Raw genomic sequence first — 21,982 nt, 5'->3', positions numbered from 1 at the left:
TAATATTGATGACGTGATACACTGAAAACACTTACACGGAGAATATCAATGTATTTTCATGAAGCCGAAACCCTTGAAAAAGGAAAACTGGAAGAACTCCAGGTTAAAAGACTGAAAGAAACCATCCAACTGGCTGCAAAATCTCCGTATTACAGTAAAGTTTTCAAAGAGAACGGCATAGATCCATCCATCATCAAAACAGCAGATGATATAACCAAGCTCCCCCTTACTTCCAAAGATGACCTCCGTTCTCAGTATCCATACGGGTTACTGACCCAACCGCTGGATAATTTTGTTCGCCTGCATGCCTCTTCAGGCACTACCGGAACCCCCACTGCCGTTCTTTATACTCAGAAAGACCTTGATACCTGGGCGGATCTTATGGCCCGCTCAATGTACTCCGTGGGTCTCAGAAAAAGCGATGTTTTTCAAAATATGTCCGGTTACGGACTTTTTACCGGCGGACTCGGAATCCATTACGGTGCAGAAAGGCTGGGTTGCCTTACAATCCCGGCCGGCGCAGGAAACACCAAACGACAAATTAAACTTATCCGCGATTTCAATGTTACCGGATTGCATATCATCCCCTCTTTTGCGCTTTATTTTGCTGCAAAAGTACGTGATGAAGGTTTTGATCCGGCCGATATGCCTTGGAAAGTGGCACTGATCGGTGCGGAACCGCATACCGAACACACCCGCCGTAAAATTGAAGAGTTAATGCACATCAAGGCCTACAACTCTTACGGACTTTCTGAAATGAACGGTCCTGGCGTAGCTTTCGAATGTCTCGAGCAGAACGGTATGCACGTCTGGGAAGATTCCTATATTGCTGAGATTATCAACCCTGAAACCGGGGAACATGTTCCAGAAGGTGAAGTGGGCGAACTGGTAATGACCACCCTTACCCGCGAAGGCATGCCCATTATCCGTTACCGCACCCGCGACCTGACCCGATTCCTTCCGGGGCAGTGCAAATGCGGACGTACCTCCCGCCGTATAGACCGCATTATGGGGCGTGCAGACGATATGCTCATCCTTAAGGGAGTGAATATCTATCCCATGCAGATCGAAAAAATCATCATGGGTATCCCCGAAGTCGGTCAGAACTACCTTATCGAACTGATCAAGGAAGGTCTTATGGACCAGATCAGAGTCAAGGTTGAAATCAAGGAAGAACATTTCGTTGAAGATATGCGAGTACTGCGAGGCATTCAGAAAAAAATCGCCTCCATGCTGCGCGATGAAATCCTGATCACCCCCAGAGTCGAACTGGTCCAGCACGACACCATTCCCAAAGGGGAAGGCAAAGCTGTGCGCGTAGTAGACCTCCGGGATGTAGAGGAATAAAATATGATTACCGCATTGGCAGTTCTGGTTATTCTGCTTATGCTGTGCTCATTGGCACTGCATGTTTTCGGGCTTCCGGCAAACTGGCTGGTTCTGGCTATTGTAGCCGCCTGGAAGCTATACCAGCCCGAAACAATGACCTGGAACTTTATTATCATTCTTGGTGTAATCGCCCTTGTCGGTGAAATCCTTGAATTCGTAGCCCAGTATTTTGGGGGCAAAAAATACGGAGCAACCGGTCGCGGCAACATCGGCGCGTTCATCGGAGCTATCGGTGGCGCAATTCTTGGCGCACCGTTCTTTTTCGGGCTCGGCGCATTACCCGGCGCCCTGCTCGGCTCTTTTGGTGGCTGCCTCGTACTGGAACTCACTCACGGCAGAAGCTTTGATGAAGCCAAGCACTCCGCATGGGGGGCATTTTGGGGCAAGGCTTTCGGCATGGCTATTAAAATCAGCCTCGGAGTCTGGATGTTTGCCATGAGTATTTCCAAAATCTGGCCTAGTTAAGAAAATTTGATGCGCTTTGCGCTTTTAGATAAAAGATTTCGCCTCCGGCGGCCAAAGAAACTTTTTGGAAAAAGTTTCTCTGGACTCTTCAAAAACTTTTAATAAGCTCCGCATATAGCGTATTAAAAGGCTTAATAAATTTGATAACCCACATCGGCGAAGCCCTAATAAAAGTTTTTGGGATTCTTAAACCATTTTGCAAAAGGGTTTAAGGCCCCGGCAGGGATCGCCGAAGGCAAAAGAGGACAAACGATGAGTCTTGCTAATAAGTTTCCTGAATATCGCGGTAAAATGGAGTATCACTGTCTGGGCTGTAACGCCCGCTACGACATTAACGAGCTGCATTACACCTGCCCTGAATGCGGTTCTGTTTTCATCCTTGAAGACCTGAACTTCGACGAATTGAAAAAGACCAGCGGCAAGGAATGGCGTGAGATTTTTGATGCCCGTTGCTCCACCAAAAAAGATGCTCTGCGCGGTATCTTCCGTTTTTACGAACTTTTCGCCCCGGTGATGGAAGAAAATGAAATCCTCTATCTCGGTGAAGGCAACACCCCCATAGTTGCTTCAAGCCCGGCCCTCAATGATGTTACCGGAATCAAAACCGCATACAAAAACGACGGCCAGAACCCAAGTGCATCATTCAAGGATCGTGGTATGGCTTGCGCATTCAGCTACATCAATGCCTTGATGAACAAAAACAACTGGGATGAAATCCTGACTGTCTGCGCTTCCACCGGTGATACTTCCGCTGCGGCAGCCCTTTACGCTTCATATATGAAAGAAGGTGTTAAATCAGTTGTTATCCTGCCTCAGGGAAAAGTTACTCCGCAGCAGTTGGCCCAGCCCCTCGGCAGCGGAGCAAAGGTACTCGAAGTTCCCGGCGTCTTTGATGACTGTATGAAAGTTGTTGAAAATCTGGCGGATAACTACCGGGTAGCATTGCTCAACTCCAAGAACTCATGGAGAATCCTCGGTCAGGAATCATACGCTTTTGAAGTTGCCCAGTGGTATGATTGGGACCTCAAGGATAAATGTATCTTTGTTCCCATCGGAAACGCGGGTAACATCACCGCCATCATGGCCGGGTTCCTGAAATTGTACGAATTAGAGATAATCACCGACCTGCCCCGTGTATTCGGCGTACAGTCTGCCCACGCCGACCCTGTTTACCGCTACTACGCTATCGAAGATGAAAACGAACGTGAATATAAGCCTGTCAAAGTCCGGCCCTCTGTTGCACAGGCTGCAATGATTGGAAACCCGGTTTCCTTTCCGCGCGTGAAACATTTTGCAGAAAAATTTGAAGCTATCGGCGGGGAAAAGGCTTTTCAGGTAATTCAGGTCAGCGAACAAATGATCATGGACTCCATGCTGCTGGCTAACTCCCACGGACATATTGCCTGCACTCAGGGCGGAGAATGTTTTGCCGGACTAATCCGGGCCAAAGAACTTGGGCTGATTTCCGAGACCGAAAGTGCTGTGCTCGACTCCACCGCACACCAGCTCAAATTTGTGGGCTTTCAGGATATGTACTACCAGAACGAATTCCCTGCAGAATACGAAGTAACACCGGATGCAAACCGGGCCAACAAGCCTGAACTTGTTATTGAAGGCAGTGAAAAAGACAAGATGTCCGAAGCTGATTACATTGCAAAGGCTGCGGACAACGTTGTATCAATGCTCGGTCTGGAGAAAAAATAAGTGGCGAAAAAGGAGCGCGCAGACCAGATGCTCTTTGCTCAGGGACTTTCCGAAAGCAGAGAGCAGGCTAAACGCATAATCATGGCCGGACAGGCCCACTATCTTAAGGACGGGCAAAAAGTACCGGTAACCAAACCCGGCATGCAACTCGACCCAGACCTTGAAATCGTGGTCAAAGGTCGTGACCGCTTTGTCAGTCGAGGCGGATATAAACTGCTTACCGCCATTGAAAAGCTGGGGCTAGATCCTGAAGGCAAAGTTGCTCTTGATGCAGGAGCTTCCACTGGTGGCTTCACTGATTGCATGCTCCAGTTCGGTGCGGAACGGGTTTATGCCGCAGACGTGGGCTACGGACAGTTGCATTGGAAATTGCAACAGGATGAGCGGGTCACGAATCTTGAACGCATCAACCTGCGTCATGCTGAGGAAGACCTGATCCCTGAGAAAGTCGATCTGGTTGTCTGTGATGTTTCTTTTATTTCTTTGACTAAAATCCTTCCGGCTCTAGTTCGATTTCTTAAAGAAAACGGAGAAATAGTCTGCCTTATCAAACCACAGTTTGAAGTAGGCCCCGGTCAGACCGATAAAGGCGTCGTCCGTGATGAAGGACTCCGGCAACAGACTGTGGATATGATTGTGAACTTTGCCTCCACTGAACTGGGACTGCACCTGAAAGGACTTGTCCCTTCCAGTATAAAAGGTCCTAAAGGTAATCAGGAATACCTAGCTTATTTCATTCGCTGATAAAATGACTATATAACTTTAAAAGGCAGTCCCATTAATGGGGCTGCCTTTTTTCATGTTGATTGGCATATCTTCGTTTTTATTCATTCATAAGGTTACAGATGGAAAAACATATTGGTAAAAAAGTATTCCAGAAACAATTGCTACTACATGGCCATAAACAGTAACAACATTGTATCCAATGTATAAAGTACAGGCTGAATTCAAACAACACTACAAATTACTTTATATTCAGCAAAATTATTTTTTTTACTTACTACCAACAAACAAACATACACACATGTATGCAAATATACATCAATATAACAGTTGATTATTTTCACAACAATTTACGTTTGCGTCAATTTTACTTTACTAAATTTAACATTCAAGCTAGTTAGTATGTGCATTTTTATGAGGGGATGGCTTTAAATAATCAAAGTCATTAAGCATTTTCAGTATTCTTTGAAGGAGTGTATATGAGGACCAGATTTACAACATGTTTCAGCATGTTTATCATTTTAATGGGGCTGGCTATAGTCTCTGGATTCAGCAATAAAGCTGAAGCAGCAGGCTTTGCGATCTATGAGTGGGGAGCTCGTGGGAACGCACTGGGAGGTGCCATGATTGCAAAAGCGGACGATCCATCTGCAATTGCATGGAACCCGGCCGGTATCACTCAGTTGGAAGGCACCCACATGTCTGCTGGTGTGGCCATGCTCTCACCCAAGATGGACTTAACCACTACAGAAGGTGGAGTTTCTACTGTAAACAGCATGACCGAGAACGTTTTTTTTGTTCCCAACGTATACATTACACAACAGATCAATGATAACGTATGGCTCGGAGTAGGAACGTTTACCCGCTTCGGTCTCGGAACTGAATTCGACTCCAAATGGTCAGGAAGATACGCTTCCTACAATACAGCCATAGAAACATACTCTTTCAACCCTAACCTCGCCTACAAATTCAACGAATACATCTCATTCGCAGCCGGTATTGAATTCATGAAAGTACGTGCTGACTTGAGAAAAACTCTTGATGCCGCAAGACAGTATGATACAAGCACATATAATACTGATGTTGATCAGCGCATCGTTGTAAACGGTTTTACCCCGGGGTTTAACGCTGCTATTCACATTACCCCCAGCGAAGAATGGTCTATCGGACTTTCATGGCGCAGCAAAATGAACCACCGGGCTTCCGGATGTGCCAGCTATGAAGTTACTCCCGGAGCTGCTGCTCTTGGAACCGGCCTGTTCAATGACAGCGAGGTTTCAATGGACATGAATACTCCGCACATGATCTTCGGTGGTGTGGAATACAAGCCCTTGAAAAATCTGAGTCTTGAATTTGATGCAGTCTATTCCATGTGGAGCGACTATAGCTCAATTGATTACCATTTTGATAAAGCTTCAGCTGTAGGTCTGAATGACATCAGTTCACCCAAAAAATGGAACGACGTATGGAAGTTTCAGGTCGGCGTTGAATACCTGCCCATTGAAGACCTCGCTCTCAGAGTCGGTTACTTCTATGATCAGAGTCCCATCCCCGATGGTTACATAGACTACATGCTGCCAACAAGTGACCGTCAGAACGTATCCTTCGGTATAGGCTGGAAATACCAAGGCTTCAGCATTGACGCAGCCTACAACTACCTGTGGATGAAAGACCGCACCATTGATGCAAGAACTGCAGATCATATTGTTGCAACTAAAGTCACCAATTCCCGTACTCATATCGTAAGTTTGGATATGGGATTTGAATTCTAAAGCTTTCCCGGTATCACAAGTTAAAAGGCCCGCTTCTGTTGAAGCGGGCCTTTCTTTTTAGCTTTCCCTTACTGTTTTTTGCCTATCTGCCAATTCCCAGATCAATTTTCATATCATCAGGGGCAGTCATTTCTACTGAATACTCCAAGTTGTATTTACCGGTCGCAGGTATCTCAACATCCCATTCAAAATTATCGTCTTTGATTTCCGCTTCCGGTTCAGTAACTACCTTAAGCTTTATTCTCTTGTCTCCTGAAACAGGGGCTGGCTCCTGAACCAAGACCCTTACCGGTGATCTACGGCTGTTTTCCAGCTCAATTCCATACTTCCAGTTATATGTCTGTTTAGAGCTGAACATTCCTTTATCGCCGGATTTCTTTTCAATAATCTTACGTTCAACTTTGAGCATGGGATCAGACCCGAAGAACTGCTTATTCTCCTTACCTGAAAAGGAAAATTGCCTTTTCCCGATCATGGTACCTTCCATGAACATCAATGCTGTTCCCAACGGGTAGTCCTTTGCAGCTTCCAGCGTGGTTTTAGAATAAACAAAAACATCAGGAGTAAGCGAAGGACGGGCTATAAAAGAAAAGTCAGATTTCCATGTTTCACTTTCAACCGCATACTTGCGGGTGCTTCCAGCAGGAATGTTTTTTCTACCCATCTCCCAAAGCGAATATGTTGCCTTATTCACCCGCCTGGGGGCAGCCTTGGCCATATTCCTGCCTACACCAGCAGCCATGGGAGCTATTTCTATGGCATCACGGACCATTAATGTCTCCTGCTCCGGCTCGGGACGTGGTTCAATAACCCAACGTCCCAACTGAGGGGGAGAAATTCTGGAATTTTTCTTTACTGTTGCAAGTGCCACATCACAATTCTTGAAATCCATACCGCTGCCCTGTTGAATTTCAGCTTCAAAAGCGAATTCAATATTTCCGGCACCGGGATCGGCATCCAGTTTATATTTTGGAGTCCATCCGCAATTGCGCAACATATAACCTATTTTAAATTCGGCACTTTTAGCATTCTTTGCTGCCACTGAAACCTTGATGTTCCAAACCAGCTTGCCACTGCCGGACATTTCCCGCAACTGTCTTTGCAGATCATTAATCAACTCCTGCAACTCGATAATTTTGATTTTGAGCTTTGCGGATTCAGTGTAAAGCTTTGAAAGATTGCTGACTACCTGACCGGCAATATTTCCAAGATCGGCAGGTTTGATCTCCTGTTCCTTACCTCTTTCCTTCCAGAAAGATATTCCACCCTCCACGGCCTGCTTCTCAGAAACAAGTGAATCAAGTTTAAATTTCAGCTGGTCAATTTTTTTACCAAGTTCAATAGCTGCGGGGGAACGTGATAAATCACTCCGTGTCCATGAAACATCATTAACAGCCACGCCCTTAGTCATGGAGGCAATTGTAAATGTGTCCGGCACAGCCTGACCGGTAAGAGTAAACATTACATAATTACCGTTTACATCCGTCATCACATTGGCTTTTACCCTGCTGCTGAAATCGGCACCGGACGGATAAAAAACCACCCTTTCAGACTCAGCAGAAGCAGCACTGCAAATCACAAAAATTAAAATCAAACTCATCCATATAATTTTTTGACGCAAATTATTACCCTCTGTTAATTGTCTTCGTAATTACAATTTTCTTATCTTAACAGATACTATGCATAATCAACAATACTCAAAACAAGCTCCACTCGGTATTATCTATTCGCCTCTCGACAAAATCCTAGTTTTGATAAATAGTCGTTTGGTTCAATATTTATATTGTTAAATACAATCGGAGCAAAACTATAATGAGCACTAAACTATCCCTACTCGTCTGCGGAGGAGCAGGCTATATCGGCTCTCACATGACCAGAATGATTGCCGAGTCAGGGCATGATGTCACAGTCTTCGACAATCTTTCAACTGGCCATGCAGAAGCCCTCAAATGGGGTAAATTTGTTCAAGGCGATCTACGAAATCCAGCTGATCTGGAAAAAGTATTTGCAGAAGGCAAGTATGATGCGGTTTTCCACTTTTCGGGATTAATTGTAGTCAGTGAATCCGTTGAAAAACCTTATGAATACTATGACAACAATGTGACCGGGACCCTAAATCTGCTGCAGGCCATGCGCAAATACGGGGTTGATAAATTTGTATTTTCATCCACCGCAGCTGTTTACGGTGATCCGGTCATGGATATTATAACTGAAGACCATCCTCTCAAACCGCTGAATCCATATGGCCGCACAAAACTTCAGGTGGAAGAAATTCTTCAGGACTATGCAGTAGCTTATGGACTTGATTCTGTCTGCTTCAGATATTTCAATGCCGCCGGAGCACACCCTGACAGCGCTATCGGCGAAGCCCATTCTCCAGAGACCCACTTGATACCAAATATCCTGCTCAGCTGTATTGACCAAGGCCGCAGACTGAAAATTTTCGGCAATGAATATCCGACCCCGGACGGCACCTGCGTACGCGACTACATTCACATCCTGGATCTCTGCGATGCCCATCTTAAGGCTATCAATTTCATGAGCAAAAATAAGGGGGCTCATTCTTTCAACCTTGGCAACGGCAAAGGATTCAGTATCCTCGAAGTAATTAAATCCTCAAGTGAAGTAATCGGGAAAGATATTGAATTTGACTACGAACCGGCAAGAGCCGGAGATTCACCAAGGCTGGTTGCAGACAGCTCCAAAGCAGCAAAAATACTCAACTGGAAACCTGAATACGCAGACTTGCGGGATATAATTGAAACCGCATACCGATGGCATAAAAATCCCGCATTTTAATTCTATCATCTCAATATGAAAAAGCCGGAGCAAGGACCATAAAATCCAAACTCCGGCTTTTTTAATACTAATTTAGGCTTAGCGGGTAATCAAAAGCACATCCTGATGATGACTTCCCTTCCTTCCGCACCAGTTTCCGTACATTATTTCTTGTATCTTGAATTTTCGCTGTTCAAACATATTTAACGCAAATTTTTCATCATAACCAACCGCATCCATGGGATCTTTAGGGTCAGCAGTATAAAAAATACCGTACTTAAAAAAATCGTGGACGCTTTTGCCCTGATTCATAAGTTCGTTCGATTCATTGTTAACAAGAAAAAAAGTAGCCATAATACGTCCGGTTTCACTTAAAACACGATCCATTTCTTTAATATAGTTAAGGATATCATCCGGCATCATGTGAGTGAAAACGGAATTGAGCATTATGAGGTCAAAAGAATTATCTTCATAAGGAAAAACAAAATCAGCTGCTTTGGTCTGGGCATAGGGATTATACGTTGAGCTGTAAATATCCACCAATTGAAACCTGAAATTAGGAAATTCAGGAGTTATATTTTCAGAACACCATTTAACACCTACCGGGAAAGTATCAAAACCGTCGTAGCCCCCCTCTTCAGAAAGGTATTCCAGCAACGGAAAGGCTAACCTGCCGATCCCGCAACCGATGTCCAGAACCTTTTCATATGGTTGCAGATTCAATTTTTCCCGGCAGATCCCGATCATATTATTCCCGATACCACGGAAATTTCCACCGCCGAAACAGATGTGCAAATCTTTAGGTGGCTCTGAAATATTATTGATATCGCGCATAGTTACCAGCTTACATCTGATTCAGGCAATCTTCGCAAATTTCACCTTCCGGAGTTTCGACCGGAAGCTGTTCTTTTGTCTTTTCCAGAATCATCTCGACCATTTGGTCAAACTTATCCGCAGGAAGATAGCCCCGAACAGCAACTCCGTTAATCAGAAAAGTAGGAGTAGCATCGATCTTGAATTTATTGGCTTCCTGTTCGTCTGCCAGCAAGTATTCGTTCAGCTTTTCAGAATTTATTATTTTTTGCAATTTGGCAGGATCAACTTTGATTTCCTTCAGAATCTTTACCAGCTCAATGCCGCTTTTATCTTCATACAGTTTCTTCTGGCGTGAAAAGGCAAGATCATGAAACATATAAGCCTTTTCCTTATCGAACTGTGCAATTGCCTCAAATACAACGGCGAGTTGTCGGGATTTTTTGTGCATGGGCAGATGCTTGAAAATAAGTCTATATTTTTCCGGATGTTCTCTTGCCAACTTGGTGACAACAACAGCACCCTTGCTGCAGTAAGGGCAAAGAAAATCAGAATACTCTACTATTGTTACCGGTGCATCAGGATTGCCCAGCATTGGTCTTTCCGACCATATCCGGGGTTGAAACGGATTTTTGATTTCCTCTTCGAGCATTGCTTTACGTTTTAGTTTTGCCCGTTTATCAAAACCCTGCTCAACTATTTCCAGCAAATCCAGACTGTTTTCCCGCATGGCATCCAATACAATCTGAGGGTTTTCTCGGATGGCCTCTGCAATCTGCTCTTTGAGCATTTGCTTGTTAGCACACCCTGAAACCATGATAACAACCGACAGAATCAACAACAACCGCTTCATGAAAGATACCTCTTCATCAAATTATTCAAGAAAAAACCTCCAAGCAATTTTGCAATGGAGGTTGTAATCAATATTATGCATAGATATGAAACTAGTAAGCTCCAATGTTCCATATATCGTCAAAAGATTCCGTTTGGTTATCAACTTTTTCAAAGAAATCGGAATGAACATAATCAGGATCCATTGTTGGAACTGAAGGTCCGCCAAAGGGAGAAGTGACAATATCATAAACACCGGAAACAATACGACCGCCAGTGTAAGCCACACCGACAAAGAAACCGCCGATATATCCTGCAGCCTGCTCCGCAGGGGCGTCATTCTCAGCAGCAAGATCAACCGCCTGATTAGGAATTTCAAGCGGTGCAGTAAGAATATTGGTCATTCCCCTCCCCAGCTTACGGGGAGCACGATCAGAATAATTTTCCTCATTGCCCACGTAATTGGCAGAATTCAGGGAGCAGCCGCTGAGCGCCATTGACAAAAGAGCAACTGCGACTAGCAATATTTTTACGAATATTCTGGATTTAATCATGTGTTCTCCTATTCCCTAAAATATGCCTCTGCTCCGGTTCCATGTCAAGTTTATGCGTGTTTCTGCAGGCTCAATAAAAGAATCTTAATATATTTTAAAACAGAAAGGCCGTCCCGGAGGACGGCCTTTTGAATCTCATTTAAGTGAACACCTACCACTTTTTGGTACGTTGCTCCTGAAGAGCTGCATCCTGCTCCTCAAAAGAAGCAAAACCGGCATGGTGCATGGCATCTTCTACCGTCTGGTTCCAATCCCATGCAGAGTAGATAACCGGCTTGTGGAATGTTCCGCGGAAATTATCCATTTCCTGCCTGATGAAATCTTCACGGGGAGTGTCCATGTTATCACGGAGTTGCTCGTTATGCCTTCTGATTTCACCTTCGTACCAATCTTCAAGATCTTCAGGTGTCTTGTATTTCTTGATGATATGGCTGTACCCGTTTTCTTCCATGAGTTTGGCAAGGCGTTCGAAATGACGGGCCTTAATCCAATCTCCAAGTCCGCTGACCTTTATGTTCTCGGCCTCAACAGCGGCCATATCCAGCTTGGTCTGCAGATAAGTATCGGGAACAACAGAAGCTGAAACAATTCCGGCAATGCAGACTACACCGCGCAGAATGACACTGTTTGATACCCCCTGCCCGCAGAAACCGATTTTCTTACCAAACTTCTGCCCGGTAAAAATAGTGGAAAGGATCGCCCAGACAACTGCCGGATCTTCTTCATCGTAGATATGCTGCAGGCTGGAGTTGTCTCGGTCAGTACCAAGTACCAGTTGGGTCATATCATTTGAACCGATGGAGAAACCGTCAACTTCCTTGATGAATTCCTTGCTGAGCACGGCGTTACTGGGAATCTCGGCCATAAGGATCAATTTCAGACCGTCCTTGCCGGACTCCAGATTGTGAACCTGCGAGAGGTAGCGTTTCATGCTGCGTGCTTCCTCAATGGTGCGCACGAAAGGCAGCATAATGTGCAGGTTCTTGCCACCGAACACGCCACGGGCCAGCTTGAATGCTTCCAGCTCCCAATCGTGAATGTTTCTGGAAACACCACGATAGCCGAGCATGGGGTTGTCTTCATGGTGCTCAAAGAGCAGACCGCCAAGCAGGTTGTGATATTCGTTGGTCTTGAAGTCAGTGGTCCGGTAGACAATATCTTTTCCATAGAAAGCCATGGCAAAGAGAGCCAACCCCTGAGACAGAGTCTGAATATAGTTTTCCTTACCTGAACGCAGTCCACGGGATTTAATAATATCCGAAATGCGCTGGCGAAGTGTGGTAACTTCATCCATTTCGGACTTAAGTCCCATTTTGTGTGCCACTTCTTCACGCAAGGCCTTAACTTCTTTAAGATACTCAAGAACAACAGGATTCTCTTTGGCTTTTGCAAGCATTTCCGGAAGTTCATCGAGGGATTCAGTACGCTTGTAGATAAATTTCGAGTCAGCATGTTCTCCGGCATGAATGCCGAGAACCCCGCGCAGGTGCTCCTCAATGTCTACTGAAGTTTTAAGCGCATAAAGACTTTCAGTCGCATGCTCAAGATAGTGATCGAGCTTTTTGTCCAGTTCACGCAGTTTGCGGTGCATGGCCAGAACTTCTTCGGTCCCGCGGGCGGTATTGGCGTTGGCCATGGAATCCATTTCCTCGGTCAGGCCCGTCAGTGCGCCAACATATTCCCTGAGATTGATATTCAGGGAAATAAGACCTGAATCAAGCTGACTCTTCATGACAGTAGTCAGCTTTGCATCAAGCTCATCAAGCTTATCCTGAACCAGCTTATCAAGGGTGCCGTTATCGTAGGCTTCAAGAGCCAACGGATGAACTGCCACGTTACCGAGCATAAATTCAGCACGTAACAGACCGACTTCAAAATCGGGAACTTCCCTCAATCGGGAAAGGAACAGAGACTGTCCCACGTCTGCGAGGATCAGGCCGACTTTGGTCTTGGTAGCCGGAAGTTCTGAAACATTAATAGTCCCGCCAACCTCGATAAGAGGCAATGCACCGCGGTAAACCTTACCACGGGAACCGTCGACTGTGATTTCCTGACCTTCAAGAGAGCGCAGAATTTCAAGCCTCTGGATACCGATGATTGCCGGAATCCCTAGTTCTCGGGAGGTAATAGCGGCATGACTGGTATCACCGCCAACATCAGCGAGAATACCGGAAGCGATACGCATACCCGGCACCATATCGGGGTCGGTACGTTCAGCCGCAAGAATGTCGCCCTTATGAATTTTATTCAATTCAAGAGCGGAACGCAGATACTTAACAGTACCCTGCCCGGCTCCGCGTGATGCTCCGTTACCTTCAAGTACTACTTCAGCTTCTTCAAGCTCTTTGGGGTCAACCTCCAGCCTGCGCATGAAAATGGCGTCCGGATGCTGTTCGAATTCTTCGTTCCAGCGGGTTTCCGGGCGCGCCTGAACAAACCAGAGCCGGTCAGCAGCATCAAGGCAGAACTCGGTATCCATAATCATACCGCCGTATGCATCACTGATGGAGCGCACACCTTTAGCTACTTCCTCGGCCTGAGCCAGGGAAAGAGCCCAGCGGTAAACAGCACCGGGCTGAACTTTTTCTACTTTGGTACCGCCCTTTTCGCTGTAGACAATTTTCTTGTCCTTGCTGCCCATATTGCGGACAACAACTTCAGAGCCGTCATCACGCTGGAATACATAAAATTTATCAGGAGTGACCATCCCGCCGACAACAGCTTCACCAAGGCCGTAACTTGCATCGATGGAAACAAGATCCTTACGGTCTGTTCCACGGCAACCGGTGGCAGTATCGGCACTGAATGCAGTACCGGAAATCACCGGGTTGATCATGCGCATAATGCATACGGAAAGTGAGGTGTTTTCGATGGCCCACTCTTTTTTGGCATTTTCAGCAATGGAGGCATCGCCGGTATTCTCTGCAAGGGTAACTGCATCAAGAATGGCTTCACGGCGGTAAGTCATGCTGCGCAGGTTGTATGCAGATGCGCAGTCCCAATGATAGGCTTCGGCGCACTGATCTTCGCCGACAATATTGAGGTAGGTATCCTGTAGTCCGGCAAAAGCCTTTTTACGGCTGTCTTCACCGGCTGCGGAAGAACGTACTGCCACAGGTTCGTTTTCAAGCCCGGCATCCTTGCAAATGGAAAGATAAGCATCCCTTACTGCTGTTTCAACCTCCTTGGGTAAAACAACCGAGAGGATTGCACTCTGAACAAGTACAGACCTTTTACGGAGTTGGTCAATTCCTTCCGGGGAAGTTGCGAAACCTTCAACAACGTTATTGATGAAAGTACGCAGCTGAATCTGGGTTTCAGTATGTTTGCGGGATTCTTCTTTGATGACCTGAGCAATGGAGCGAACAAATTTCTGTAAAAATTCACTGTCGCTGTTGACTTCTTCACTGCTCCAGTCCACAGCATTATATTCGCTGTCCACAACAGCCCTGACAACACTGGCATTAACTTTGGTCTCATCAAGTAATTTATGAAATGCCAGAGATGAAACCGCCCTGAACTGGGGAGACCTGATGCCCTCGACCTGACTTATCAGCGCGGTATTATAGTTCTTTCCGCCGACCAGCAGTTCTGCATCTTCACCGATTTTAACGATATCGGCACCGGTTAGAATCAGCTTCTTTTCAAGCTGTTTTTTAGCCTGGGACTTTTGGGGAGCTGCTGCTGCCGCTTCTTTAGCGGGAACTGCTTCTTCCGTCTTACCAGCCATCACTTCCTCCTTACACATCATTAAAAAGATATGTCTTTGGATTTTTGTTTAAAATCCAAGTATTTAAGATACTCAGTAATCGAAAAGAAATTAACAGAATAAAACAGACATAGCACCCTGCTCGGCAAAAAGACAGGGCTGCAAACGAAAATGATACTGATTCGGGCACATACGGAAGAACTCCGCTGCATTCCGCGGTTGCCTTGGTTGGATGAAAAGCTTCCCTTCAATTCATCCGGCAACAAAGAACAAATTCCCCAGCAGAGCCCGTATGTCAAGAAAAAAACAATATCTACCACATTATAAAGGCATTACCGATCCTGAATAAATCTCATGCTGCTCACCGTTGTAATCAATCACAAGACCTCCGTCGGACCGCAATCCGCAGATCACGCCGCGTTCAATTCCTTCAGGACCATCCACTATCTTCACTTCTTCTCCGAACCAAACCAGACGATCGGCAAGTTCGTACAGAAAATCATCGGTCTTCTTCATGGAAATAATCGAATCAAAATTACTGCGAAAATACTTAATCAATTCGACCCATGTTTCCAGCGGACCTAGCTGCATGGTATCGGTATTTATCTTTCCGGCTGGAACGGCATGGTCAACCCGGAGCAATTCTCGAGCAGGGGCATAGGACAGATTCAGCCCGATACCGACCATAGTGGCATTTCCCCGTTCCTCAATGAGGATTCCGCCGGCCTTCTTTCCGTCAATTAGGATATCGTTGGGCCACTTAAGCTGTGTTTCTACGCCAAGATCGCGTAAGGCGTTACAGGTAAGGTAGCCGACAATGAGAGGCAGAATCCGGTTCCAGACCGGACGGACCTCACCGGGCTTGGCTTCCGGAAGTGCCGGCCACTTGATGGTTCCGTAAACATTACCGGGAGGAGAAATCCATTCCCGGCGAACCTGTCCGCGTCCGGTATTCTGCTCCACGGCCAAAACACTTCCCCATTCCGAAAGATCCTCAAGGGAATTCAACCGCCATGCAACATCCAGGCTTGAAACGCAAGAACCGCAAACGGCAATAGGTACTCCGGTACGCGAACCGGAAATCCATGTTGAATAGGTCCTGTATTCGGCATCTTCGCTGTTCCACGGGCTGAAACTTTCAATATCCCGCGCCCATAAAGGATGGGACTGGAAAATATTTTCAGGAGTTGTCTTTGGAAGAGGACTGGAGTCCTTACCGCTTATAATGGTAATTCGAGTAATCATGCTGCACTATCCCATGTTCAGGTGATGATTGACAAGGTTAAACATGTTTTTATTAATACTTTAGCTTAATTATATTTTTAACCAAAGAGGCCGGGATGTGCAACGATATTTTTCCAAACAGTTTGTAAAATACTTAGTGCTATAAGATGTAAACCATGATCATTCAGTTTTCGAAGACTTGACCTCCCTGATAAGGTCCACGAGCTCTTCTTCCACATCGTCAGCTTCACTTTGGTCTATGGCGTCAGATGAACGGGAATCGCGAGAAATAGCTGCAGCTATCTTTGTTGATATAGCCGCCAGAATACGTTTTTTTGCATCCTCACCTGCAATTGCAAGCAGAATACCCAATTTGTAGTATCCCAGCTGACGGAAAACCAGTTTCAAGGTTCCAAGGTCAACAAAAACGATATCTTCAACACCTTCAAGTTCCTCAATGGACTTACGCTTGCGCTTTACTTCCCTGAAAAACTGCTCTCCTTTTTTCTCAACCCACTTTGAAGTGGCATCCTTATGCAGCATACAGATATCTTCAGGAAAATCTCCAACCCCTATTTTCTTGTAAATCATTTCCGGATTGGAATCGACCATATCTGAAAAGTCATAGATATCAACATAATCAGACATGAAGACTTTTCCGCTGAATTTATTGATATTATCAGAAAGATTCTCGGCAATAACCAAAAAATCATCAGGATTGTTTATGGTCAGATAAGTATGAGAGGCAATCTTGTTAACCGAAATCATGTTGAACCCGATTGCGGACTTGAGAAGTCGGTCAATTTCATGCTGATGGGCATTGGTAATTTCTGAAAATTCCTTGGACAATTCATCAAAAGTTATACCGATTGGAGCATCTTCGCCGCGCGGTGCTGTCTGAAAGATCCGGTGCTTCATATGAAGAAGCCGACAAAAAGTAAGCCATAAATTATCGCTACGGTTCTCCGATATGGCCCGGTCGGCACGGGCCAGGCGCGAAGCCAGCACCCGGGTCAGGTGAAAAACAGTGGGATGGCTTTTCTTGAGCAGCATGAGGATCAACCGGGCTGTCAGCACAAGCAGGATACTCTCAGAAGCAGCCTCTGCACCGGCCACTCTTACACTTCGCGAAATGATTGCCATTTCCCCGAAAATCTCACCGGGCCCGAGAGTGGCCAAGACTTGACGTTTACCTTTAATATTTTTGACAATATTAATTGATCCTGACTGAATCATATAGGCGACATTCCCCTGCTCGCCTTCCCTGAAAATCACCTCACCTTTAAGAAAAGTTTTTGCTTGAGGTTTAGCCATAATTACTTAACCCCCTTAAGCTTACGTACAATATCAAGGAGTTCATCACAGCACTCAAGTACCTCATGATCATTGGGATCACGATCTGCCGGGGGTTCCCGTAACAGGATCTGGGCAACCTTCTTGCCGATATTGCGCTTGAGCTTATCCCTGCCCTGCTGGTCCAAAGCTGAATAAAGCACAGAGATCTTGTAGTAATTAAAACCTTCAAGAGCTTTCGTGAGAGTAGGATTATCAATAAAAATAATATCTTCAGCGGACTCGAGATCTTCCAAGGCCTTACGCGGCCTGCGGAATTTCTTGAAAAAATCAGAATCCTTATCCTTACGCCATTCCATGGCTTTTTCCCGGTTAAAAAAAAGCAGGTTTTCAGGCATCTCTTCCTTGATAACCTTTTTATAAATCAGCTCCGGGGTACTGCCGGTTCTCCGGGCAAGATCTGTAAAACTCATGAAATTCATGCGCTGATCAACATTGGCACCAAGTTCCCGCATCTGTTTATAAAGACAGCGTAAGTTGGGCATAAACTGTTCAAAATTCTTAATGCTGATGTAACGTTCGAGAAACGCGCTTTTATCCCCCTTCTTGATACTCTTAATCTCAATAAGGCGCAGCTTGAAAACAGTCTCCAGAAAAGACTCAATTTCAAGATTGGAAAAAACGGACAGGCTTTTAACTGTTTCGGTATAGGACTTGACCGAAAGTCCCATTTTGTAATTTTCAATTTCGCGCTGTTTGTCACTGGGGGTGTAGGCGAATTCCCGGTATGCGAGATTGAGGATAGTCGCAAGCGCAAGAAAAGAATCATTCTGCTCAGATCCACCGGTTTTCAAATCCGTTGCAGCAACCCTTTTTGCCAGCAATTCAAGCATCTTTGTTACTGTTGCCGGAGAGGCCTTGAGCAACTTGTTCATCATCTCTTCCGTGAGAACGACAAGCTCACAGAAACTTGCAGCTTCCGCACTGGCGGTACGTTTCTGATTGGCAAGCAGGGACATTTCACCAAAGATATCACCCCGGCGCAGGGTTCCCATGACAGTCTTTTTCTTGTCGATCATTTTGAAAATATCAACAGTCCCGGACTTGATCATGTAAGCAATCTTGCTTTCCTGACCTTCATTGAAAATAATTTTACCCTTGTGGTAGGTTCGTATGCTGGGTGCAGTTCTGACAATCATATTTAAACGCGCTTAATTTAACTGAATATTTCTAAACGTTATACATTACGACGGGCTTTTACAAGTCCTACCGCCTTTTTTACCACAAGAGGAAACAAACCAAGCAGGACAAATGAAAAAAGCAATCCCGGCTGCATAATACCGGAAAGTGAATCAATCTGTCCCAACTCCTTTCCTGCATTAACATAAACCATGGTTCCCGGCAGCATACCCAACTGAGAAACCCAGTAAAAAGTCCCCAGCCTCATGGGAGTGAGCCCCATGATCAGGTTAATTATGACAAACGGAATGGCAGGAATAAGACGCATGGTAAAAAGATAAAGTGCGCCCTCCTCCTTAATGCCGAGGTTGACTTTTTCCAACCTGTCCCCGAACCTGCGCTGCACGTAATCCCGAAAAAGGTAACGGGAAAAGACACAGGCCAGAGTAGCACCGATAGTGCTGGCAAATGAAATGACCAGAACTCCCACGGTAAAACCGAACAAGGCTCCACCTGCAAGTCCCAGTACAGTTGCCCCCGGCAGGTTTACCCCGACAACAAGTACATAGACTAAAAAAAAGGAAAAAACAGTTAAAAACGGATTACGATCATAAAAAAACTGAAACTCCTGACGAGAATTTTTCAAATATTCAAGGGTCAGGAACCTGTCCAGATCAAAGGCAAAAAAAATAACCGCCACAACGACAATAAATATAACTATCAATATTTTCTTTTTCATTGATCATACGATATCATCAAACCGGAATTAATCAAGAACATGTCCCACTTGCATTATGTTATGGGCAGGCGTAACCAAATAAAGATAAATGACTGAAAATTCAACTAATTTAAAAATACTCATAGCCGGAGGAGCCGTTCGGGACCTGCTGCTTGGCCGTAAGCCGAAAGACCTTGACTACCTTATTGCTTCCGGAACTGCGGAAGATTTTATTGCGGACTTCCCAAAAGCCCGTCCAGTGGGCAAGTCATATGAAATCTTTTATCTGAAAGGATTAGAATTTTCCTTTCCGAGGGTCAGAGGCAAAAGCATTGAAGAAACGATAGACCTTGATCTTTGCGCCCGCGATTTCACGGTTAACAGCTTTGCCTTGGATGAAGAAGGAGAGCTTTATGCTCATCCAGACGGTTTGTATGACCTGCAAAACCGTATCCTACGCCCTTCTTTCCCGGAAACCTTCACAAAAGATCCGCTCCGTGTTTTTCGTGCAGCAACTTTTCTGGCACGCTTTCCTGAATTTTCTGCCCATCCGGAACTGATTGCAGGAATGGAACAATGCGCCGCGAAAGGTTTACTGGCGGACATAGCCCCGGACCGCATCGGCGTGGAGCTGCGCAAAGGACTCTGCGGCCCCAGACCGGGAAATTTCCTGCGTCTGCTGATCCGTACAAATTGCCTCGAACCATGGTTCAGCGAATTATCCAGTGCTGACAGCATCCCGGCAGGCCCCCCGCAATACCACGATAAATCCGTTGCCGGACATACTGCCGAGATAATGGATAAAGTTGCGGGAGATCCCCTGACCTGCTGGATGGCCATGTGCCATGATCTGGGTAAAGCTCTAACACCGCCGGACATACTCCCTTCCCACCACGGGCATGACAAAGCAGGGGCAGATCCTGCAAAAAGACTGGGCAGCAGGCTCATGCTTCCGTCAAGGTTCATCCGTGCCGGAGAGACGGCAGCTCTTTTACACATGAAAGCGGGAAATTATCGCGAACTCAAGTCTGGAACTAAGGTTGACCTACTTATGAAACTGCATTTAAACGGTCTACTGGAAAACATGATCAGCCTCTGCCATGCCGACAGGGACGAAAATGTTCTTGAGCATGCTCCAGCAGATCTGGCAGAGATACTCAAGGTATCCCTGCCGATTCATGAAAGAAATCTCGGTGAAAAATCAGGTGAAAAGCTGCGTAATATGAGAGCCATGAAAATCAAGGCCTTCAGCAGCAAAAGGAAATGGATTTAATTATTCAAAAAGATATTTATATTCGTCAGCTATTTTGTCGGTCCTGTTCATGAGTCCGGCAGCGGAATCTTCCACATTGCGGGAATTCACCAGTCCCAACTCCTGCTTAAGATAAAAAGGCACCACTTCTCCACTTTCCGCAAAAGTCCAGACAACGGAATAAACCGAACCGATTTCCGGCCTGTCACGGAACTCACTGCGGGATTCAACATTAACCCGCACGGCTTTTGAGTCTTTATCCTCAAGTTTAAACAACACAGATTTCCTAAAGCGTTCCTTTAACTTTAAAGCCAGAGTTCCGCCGAGAACATCGTTCCCTTCATGAAGAACAACCACGGGGATTCCCAGATTTTCACCGGCCTGCTCTATTTTTGCCGTTGAAGCAGGCTTGGCTTTGGAATCAGGAACAGCCTTCTTTTCCTCAGCAAAAACAGTGGTCCCGAGACAGATTACAAACAGCAAAACCAATATGAACCCGACAGTTTTTTTCATTACAACTCCTTACTTGCATTCTTTCTCATATCCTTAAGCAAAGCTTTTACCCGCACTTTGTCATGCGCCCAGACCTGAGAACAATACCCGGAAATATATGATGCTATTTCTTTCCGGTCCGGCAGAATCGGAAACTCGGGGAAATCAATATCCTTAATCGTGATTACTGTGAAAGCCATCTCATCATCAATGGCCTTACACTCAGGCCCGACGCATCCGGCAATATTCTCTTTGTGTATTGATTCGGGATCAAGGGACTTAGTAAATTTCAAAACATCCGAGGCAGTAATATTCTTGTTGACCTTTTCAATCTTGATGTTGATCTCTTCTGCCATCTTAAAAAAATCTTCACGATTCACAGTACGAATTTTACGGCCTTTTCCATCATCCTTAATCGAACCGTGCATATAGTCTTCAATGGCAACAGCCAGCATATCGTAAACTATTCCAAGCCATTTAATGTATTCTCCCCTGCCGGTAAACGCAAAAGGAGGATTATCCAGAATGGAAGCAAATTCAACTCCGGCAGGATAATAGAAACGATTCCTGCTTATTCCTGTACAGACCCAGAAATCATTGAATCCATCCGGGCCGAGACATACTTTTTCCATCAGGGCACAGACTCTGAAAACCTGATACAACTTGATATGCAGCTTCTCAGAAACTTCGTGAAACAATTCCAGAGCATCGTCCACGTCTACACGGGCCCCGAAAAAGGAATCAGCCATGTCGCTTAGAACTTCATCCGTTAAAGCATCGGTTAAATCCTTAAAATCAGCCATAATATTCCCTTAGTAAACATAACTTAAAAATATTATACGGAAATTTTTTATTTCCGCTCTATCCGTTTATTTAACAAGCTTCCCGGACAGAACCGCTGTTCAACCCGCAAATGAAATCACTAATTAACCTTGAGAGTGCCATATAATTGAATTATATGCCATGGGTACAAGTATCATAAAATTATCCTTGTAACAAAATTATTCAAGATGTTTAGGTTGTTAAATTACCTGCTCGATTTTAACGATTTAAACTGAAAGGGATTCCAGAGGGGCCGGGCTCCTT

At 45.4% G+C, this 21,982-nt stretch carries 18 protein-coding genes; 7 read left to right on the top strand and 11 right to left on the bottom strand.

The features are described from left to right. Positions 1-48: 48 nt before the first annotated feature. From ACKU41_RS01800 to ACKU41_RS01780, 5 genes are all read left to right on the top strand, one after another. Positions 49-1,347 carry a phenylacetate--CoA ligase gene (locus ACKU41_RS01800; RefSeq protein WP_321403721.1) on the top strand — a complete coding sequence of 433 codons (1,299 nt, stop codon included), beginning with the start codon at positions 49-51 and terminating at the stop codon, positions 1,345-1,347. Between the two features lie 3 nt (positions 1,348-1,350). Then, complete coding sequence (locus ACKU41_RS01795; protein WP_319781084.1) at positions 1,351-1,854, top strand: DUF456 domain-containing protein; 504 nt, start codon at positions 1,351-1,353, stop codon at positions 1,852-1,854. A 252-nt stretch (positions 1,855-2,106) separates the two neighbouring features. Next, a complete protein-coding gene (gene thrC / locus ACKU41_RS01790) occupies positions 2,107-3,558 on the top strand; it encodes a threonine synthase (RefSeq protein ID WP_321403717.1) in 1,452 nt (483 codons plus the stop codon). Further along, positions 3,559-4,302 carry a TlyA family RNA methyltransferase gene (locus ACKU41_RS01785; protein ID WP_321403716.1) on the top strand — a complete coding sequence of 248 codons (744 nt, stop codon included), beginning with the start codon at positions 3,559-3,561 and terminating at the stop codon, positions 4,300-4,302. Between the two features lie 458 nt (positions 4,303-4,760). Next, positions 4,761-6,053 carry an outer membrane protein transport protein gene (locus ACKU41_RS01780; protein ID WP_321403715.1) on the top strand — a complete coding sequence of 431 codons (1,293 nt, stop codon included), beginning with the start codon at positions 4,761-4,763 and terminating at the stop codon, positions 6,051-6,053. An 82-nt stretch (positions 6,054-6,135) separates the two neighbouring features. On the opposite strand, the gene ACKU41_RS01775 is transcribed toward ACKU41_RS01780, so the two are convergent. Further along, positions 6,136-7,653 carry a DUF4139 domain-containing protein gene (locus ACKU41_RS01775; protein WP_321403713.1) on the bottom strand — a complete coding sequence of 506 codons (1,518 nt, stop codon included), beginning with the start codon at positions 7,651-7,653 and terminating at the stop codon, positions 6,136-6,138. A gap of 212 nt (positions 7,654-7,865) precedes the next feature. Here ACKU41_RS01775 and galE point away from each other — a divergent pair, with 212 nt between their 5' ends. Continuing rightward, positions 7,866-8,852: a UDP-glucose 4-epimerase GalE gene (galE, locus tag ACKU41_RS01770; RefSeq protein ID WP_321403711.1), complete on the top strand. Its 987-nt coding sequence runs from the start codon at positions 7,866-7,868 to the stop codon at positions 8,850-8,852. 78 nt (positions 8,853-8,930) lie between these two features. On the opposite strand, the gene ACKU41_RS01765 is transcribed toward galE, so the two are convergent. The 8 genes from ACKU41_RS01765 to ACKU41_RS01730 form a co-directional block, all read right to left on the bottom strand. Further along, a complete protein-coding gene (locus tag ACKU41_RS01765; protein WP_321403709.1) occupies positions 8,931-9,665 on the bottom strand; it encodes a class I SAM-dependent methyltransferase in 735 nt (244 codons plus the stop codon). A gap of 10 nt (positions 9,666-9,675) precedes the next feature. Next, positions 9,676-10,497: a thioredoxin domain-containing protein gene (locus tag ACKU41_RS01760; RefSeq protein WP_321403707.1), complete on the bottom strand. Its 822-nt coding sequence runs from the start codon at positions 10,495-10,497 to the stop codon at positions 9,676-9,678. Between the two features lie 91 nt (positions 10,498-10,588). Further along, positions 10,589-11,029: an exosortase system-associated protein, TIGR04073 family gene (locus ACKU41_RS01755; RefSeq protein ID WP_319781099.1), complete on the bottom strand. Its 441-nt coding sequence runs from the start codon at positions 11,027-11,029 to the stop codon at positions 10,589-10,591. A 151-nt stretch (positions 11,030-11,180) separates the two neighbouring features. Beyond that, entirely contained in the window at positions 11,181-14,759 is a 3,579-nt protein-coding gene (locus tag ACKU41_RS01750) for a PEP/pyruvate-binding domain-containing protein (protein ID WP_321403705.1), read from the bottom strand. Positions 14,760-15,059: 300 nt separating this feature from the next. Beyond that, positions 15,060-15,983 carry a biotin--[acetyl-CoA-carboxylase] ligase gene (locus ACKU41_RS01745; protein ID WP_319781101.1) on the bottom strand — a complete coding sequence of 308 codons (924 nt, stop codon included), beginning with the start codon at positions 15,981-15,983 and terminating at the stop codon, positions 15,060-15,062. Positions 15,984-16,142: 159 nt separating this feature from the next. Continuing rightward, on the bottom strand, positions 16,143-17,276 hold the full coding sequence (locus tag ACKU41_RS01740) for a cyclic nucleotide-binding domain-containing protein (protein WP_319781102.1): 1,134 nt from the start codon (positions 17,274-17,276) through the stop codon (positions 16,143-16,145). Positions 17,277-17,278: 2 nt separating this feature from the next. Beyond that, positions 17,279-18,454: a cyclic nucleotide-binding domain-containing protein gene (locus ACKU41_RS01735; RefSeq protein ID WP_319781103.1), complete on the bottom strand. Its 1,176-nt coding sequence runs from the start codon at positions 18,452-18,454 to the stop codon at positions 17,279-17,281. A 38-nt stretch (positions 18,455-18,492) separates the two neighbouring features. Beyond that, positions 18,493-19,173 carry a TVP38/TMEM64 family protein gene (locus ACKU41_RS01730; RefSeq protein ID WP_319781104.1) on the bottom strand — a complete coding sequence of 227 codons (681 nt, stop codon included), beginning with the start codon at positions 19,171-19,173 and terminating at the stop codon, positions 18,493-18,495. Between the two features lie 88 nt (positions 19,174-19,261). Here ACKU41_RS01730 and ACKU41_RS01725 point away from each other — a divergent pair, with 88 nt between their 5' ends. Then, the gene (locus ACKU41_RS01725; protein ID WP_321403701.1) at positions 19,262-20,425 is read left to right on the top strand and encodes an HD domain-containing protein; all 1,164 of its coding nucleotides are present in this window, start codon (positions 19,262-19,264) and stop codon (positions 20,423-20,425) included. On the opposite strand, the gene ACKU41_RS01720 is transcribed toward ACKU41_RS01725, so the two are convergent. Beyond that, entirely contained in the window at positions 20,426-20,917 is a 492-nt protein-coding gene (locus ACKU41_RS01720; RefSeq protein ID WP_319781107.1) for a hypothetical protein, read from the bottom strand. Continuing rightward, on the bottom strand, positions 20,917-21,699 hold the full coding sequence (locus ACKU41_RS01715) for a hypothetical protein (protein ID WP_321403699.1): 783 nt from the start codon (positions 21,697-21,699) through the stop codon (positions 20,917-20,919). The genes ACKU41_RS01720 and ACKU41_RS01715 overlap by 1 nt, the downstream gene beginning before the upstream one ends. Positions 21,700-21,982 lie beyond the last annotated feature (283 nt).

It is taken from the genome of Maridesulfovibrio sp., from assembly GCF_963678865.1.
GTDB lineage: Bacteria > Desulfobacterota > Desulfovibrionia > Desulfovibrionales > Desulfovibrionaceae > Maridesulfovibrio.
The sequence above is the reverse complement of the archived record's forward strand: the minus strand, read 5'-3'. Positions and strand labels throughout refer to the sequence as shown.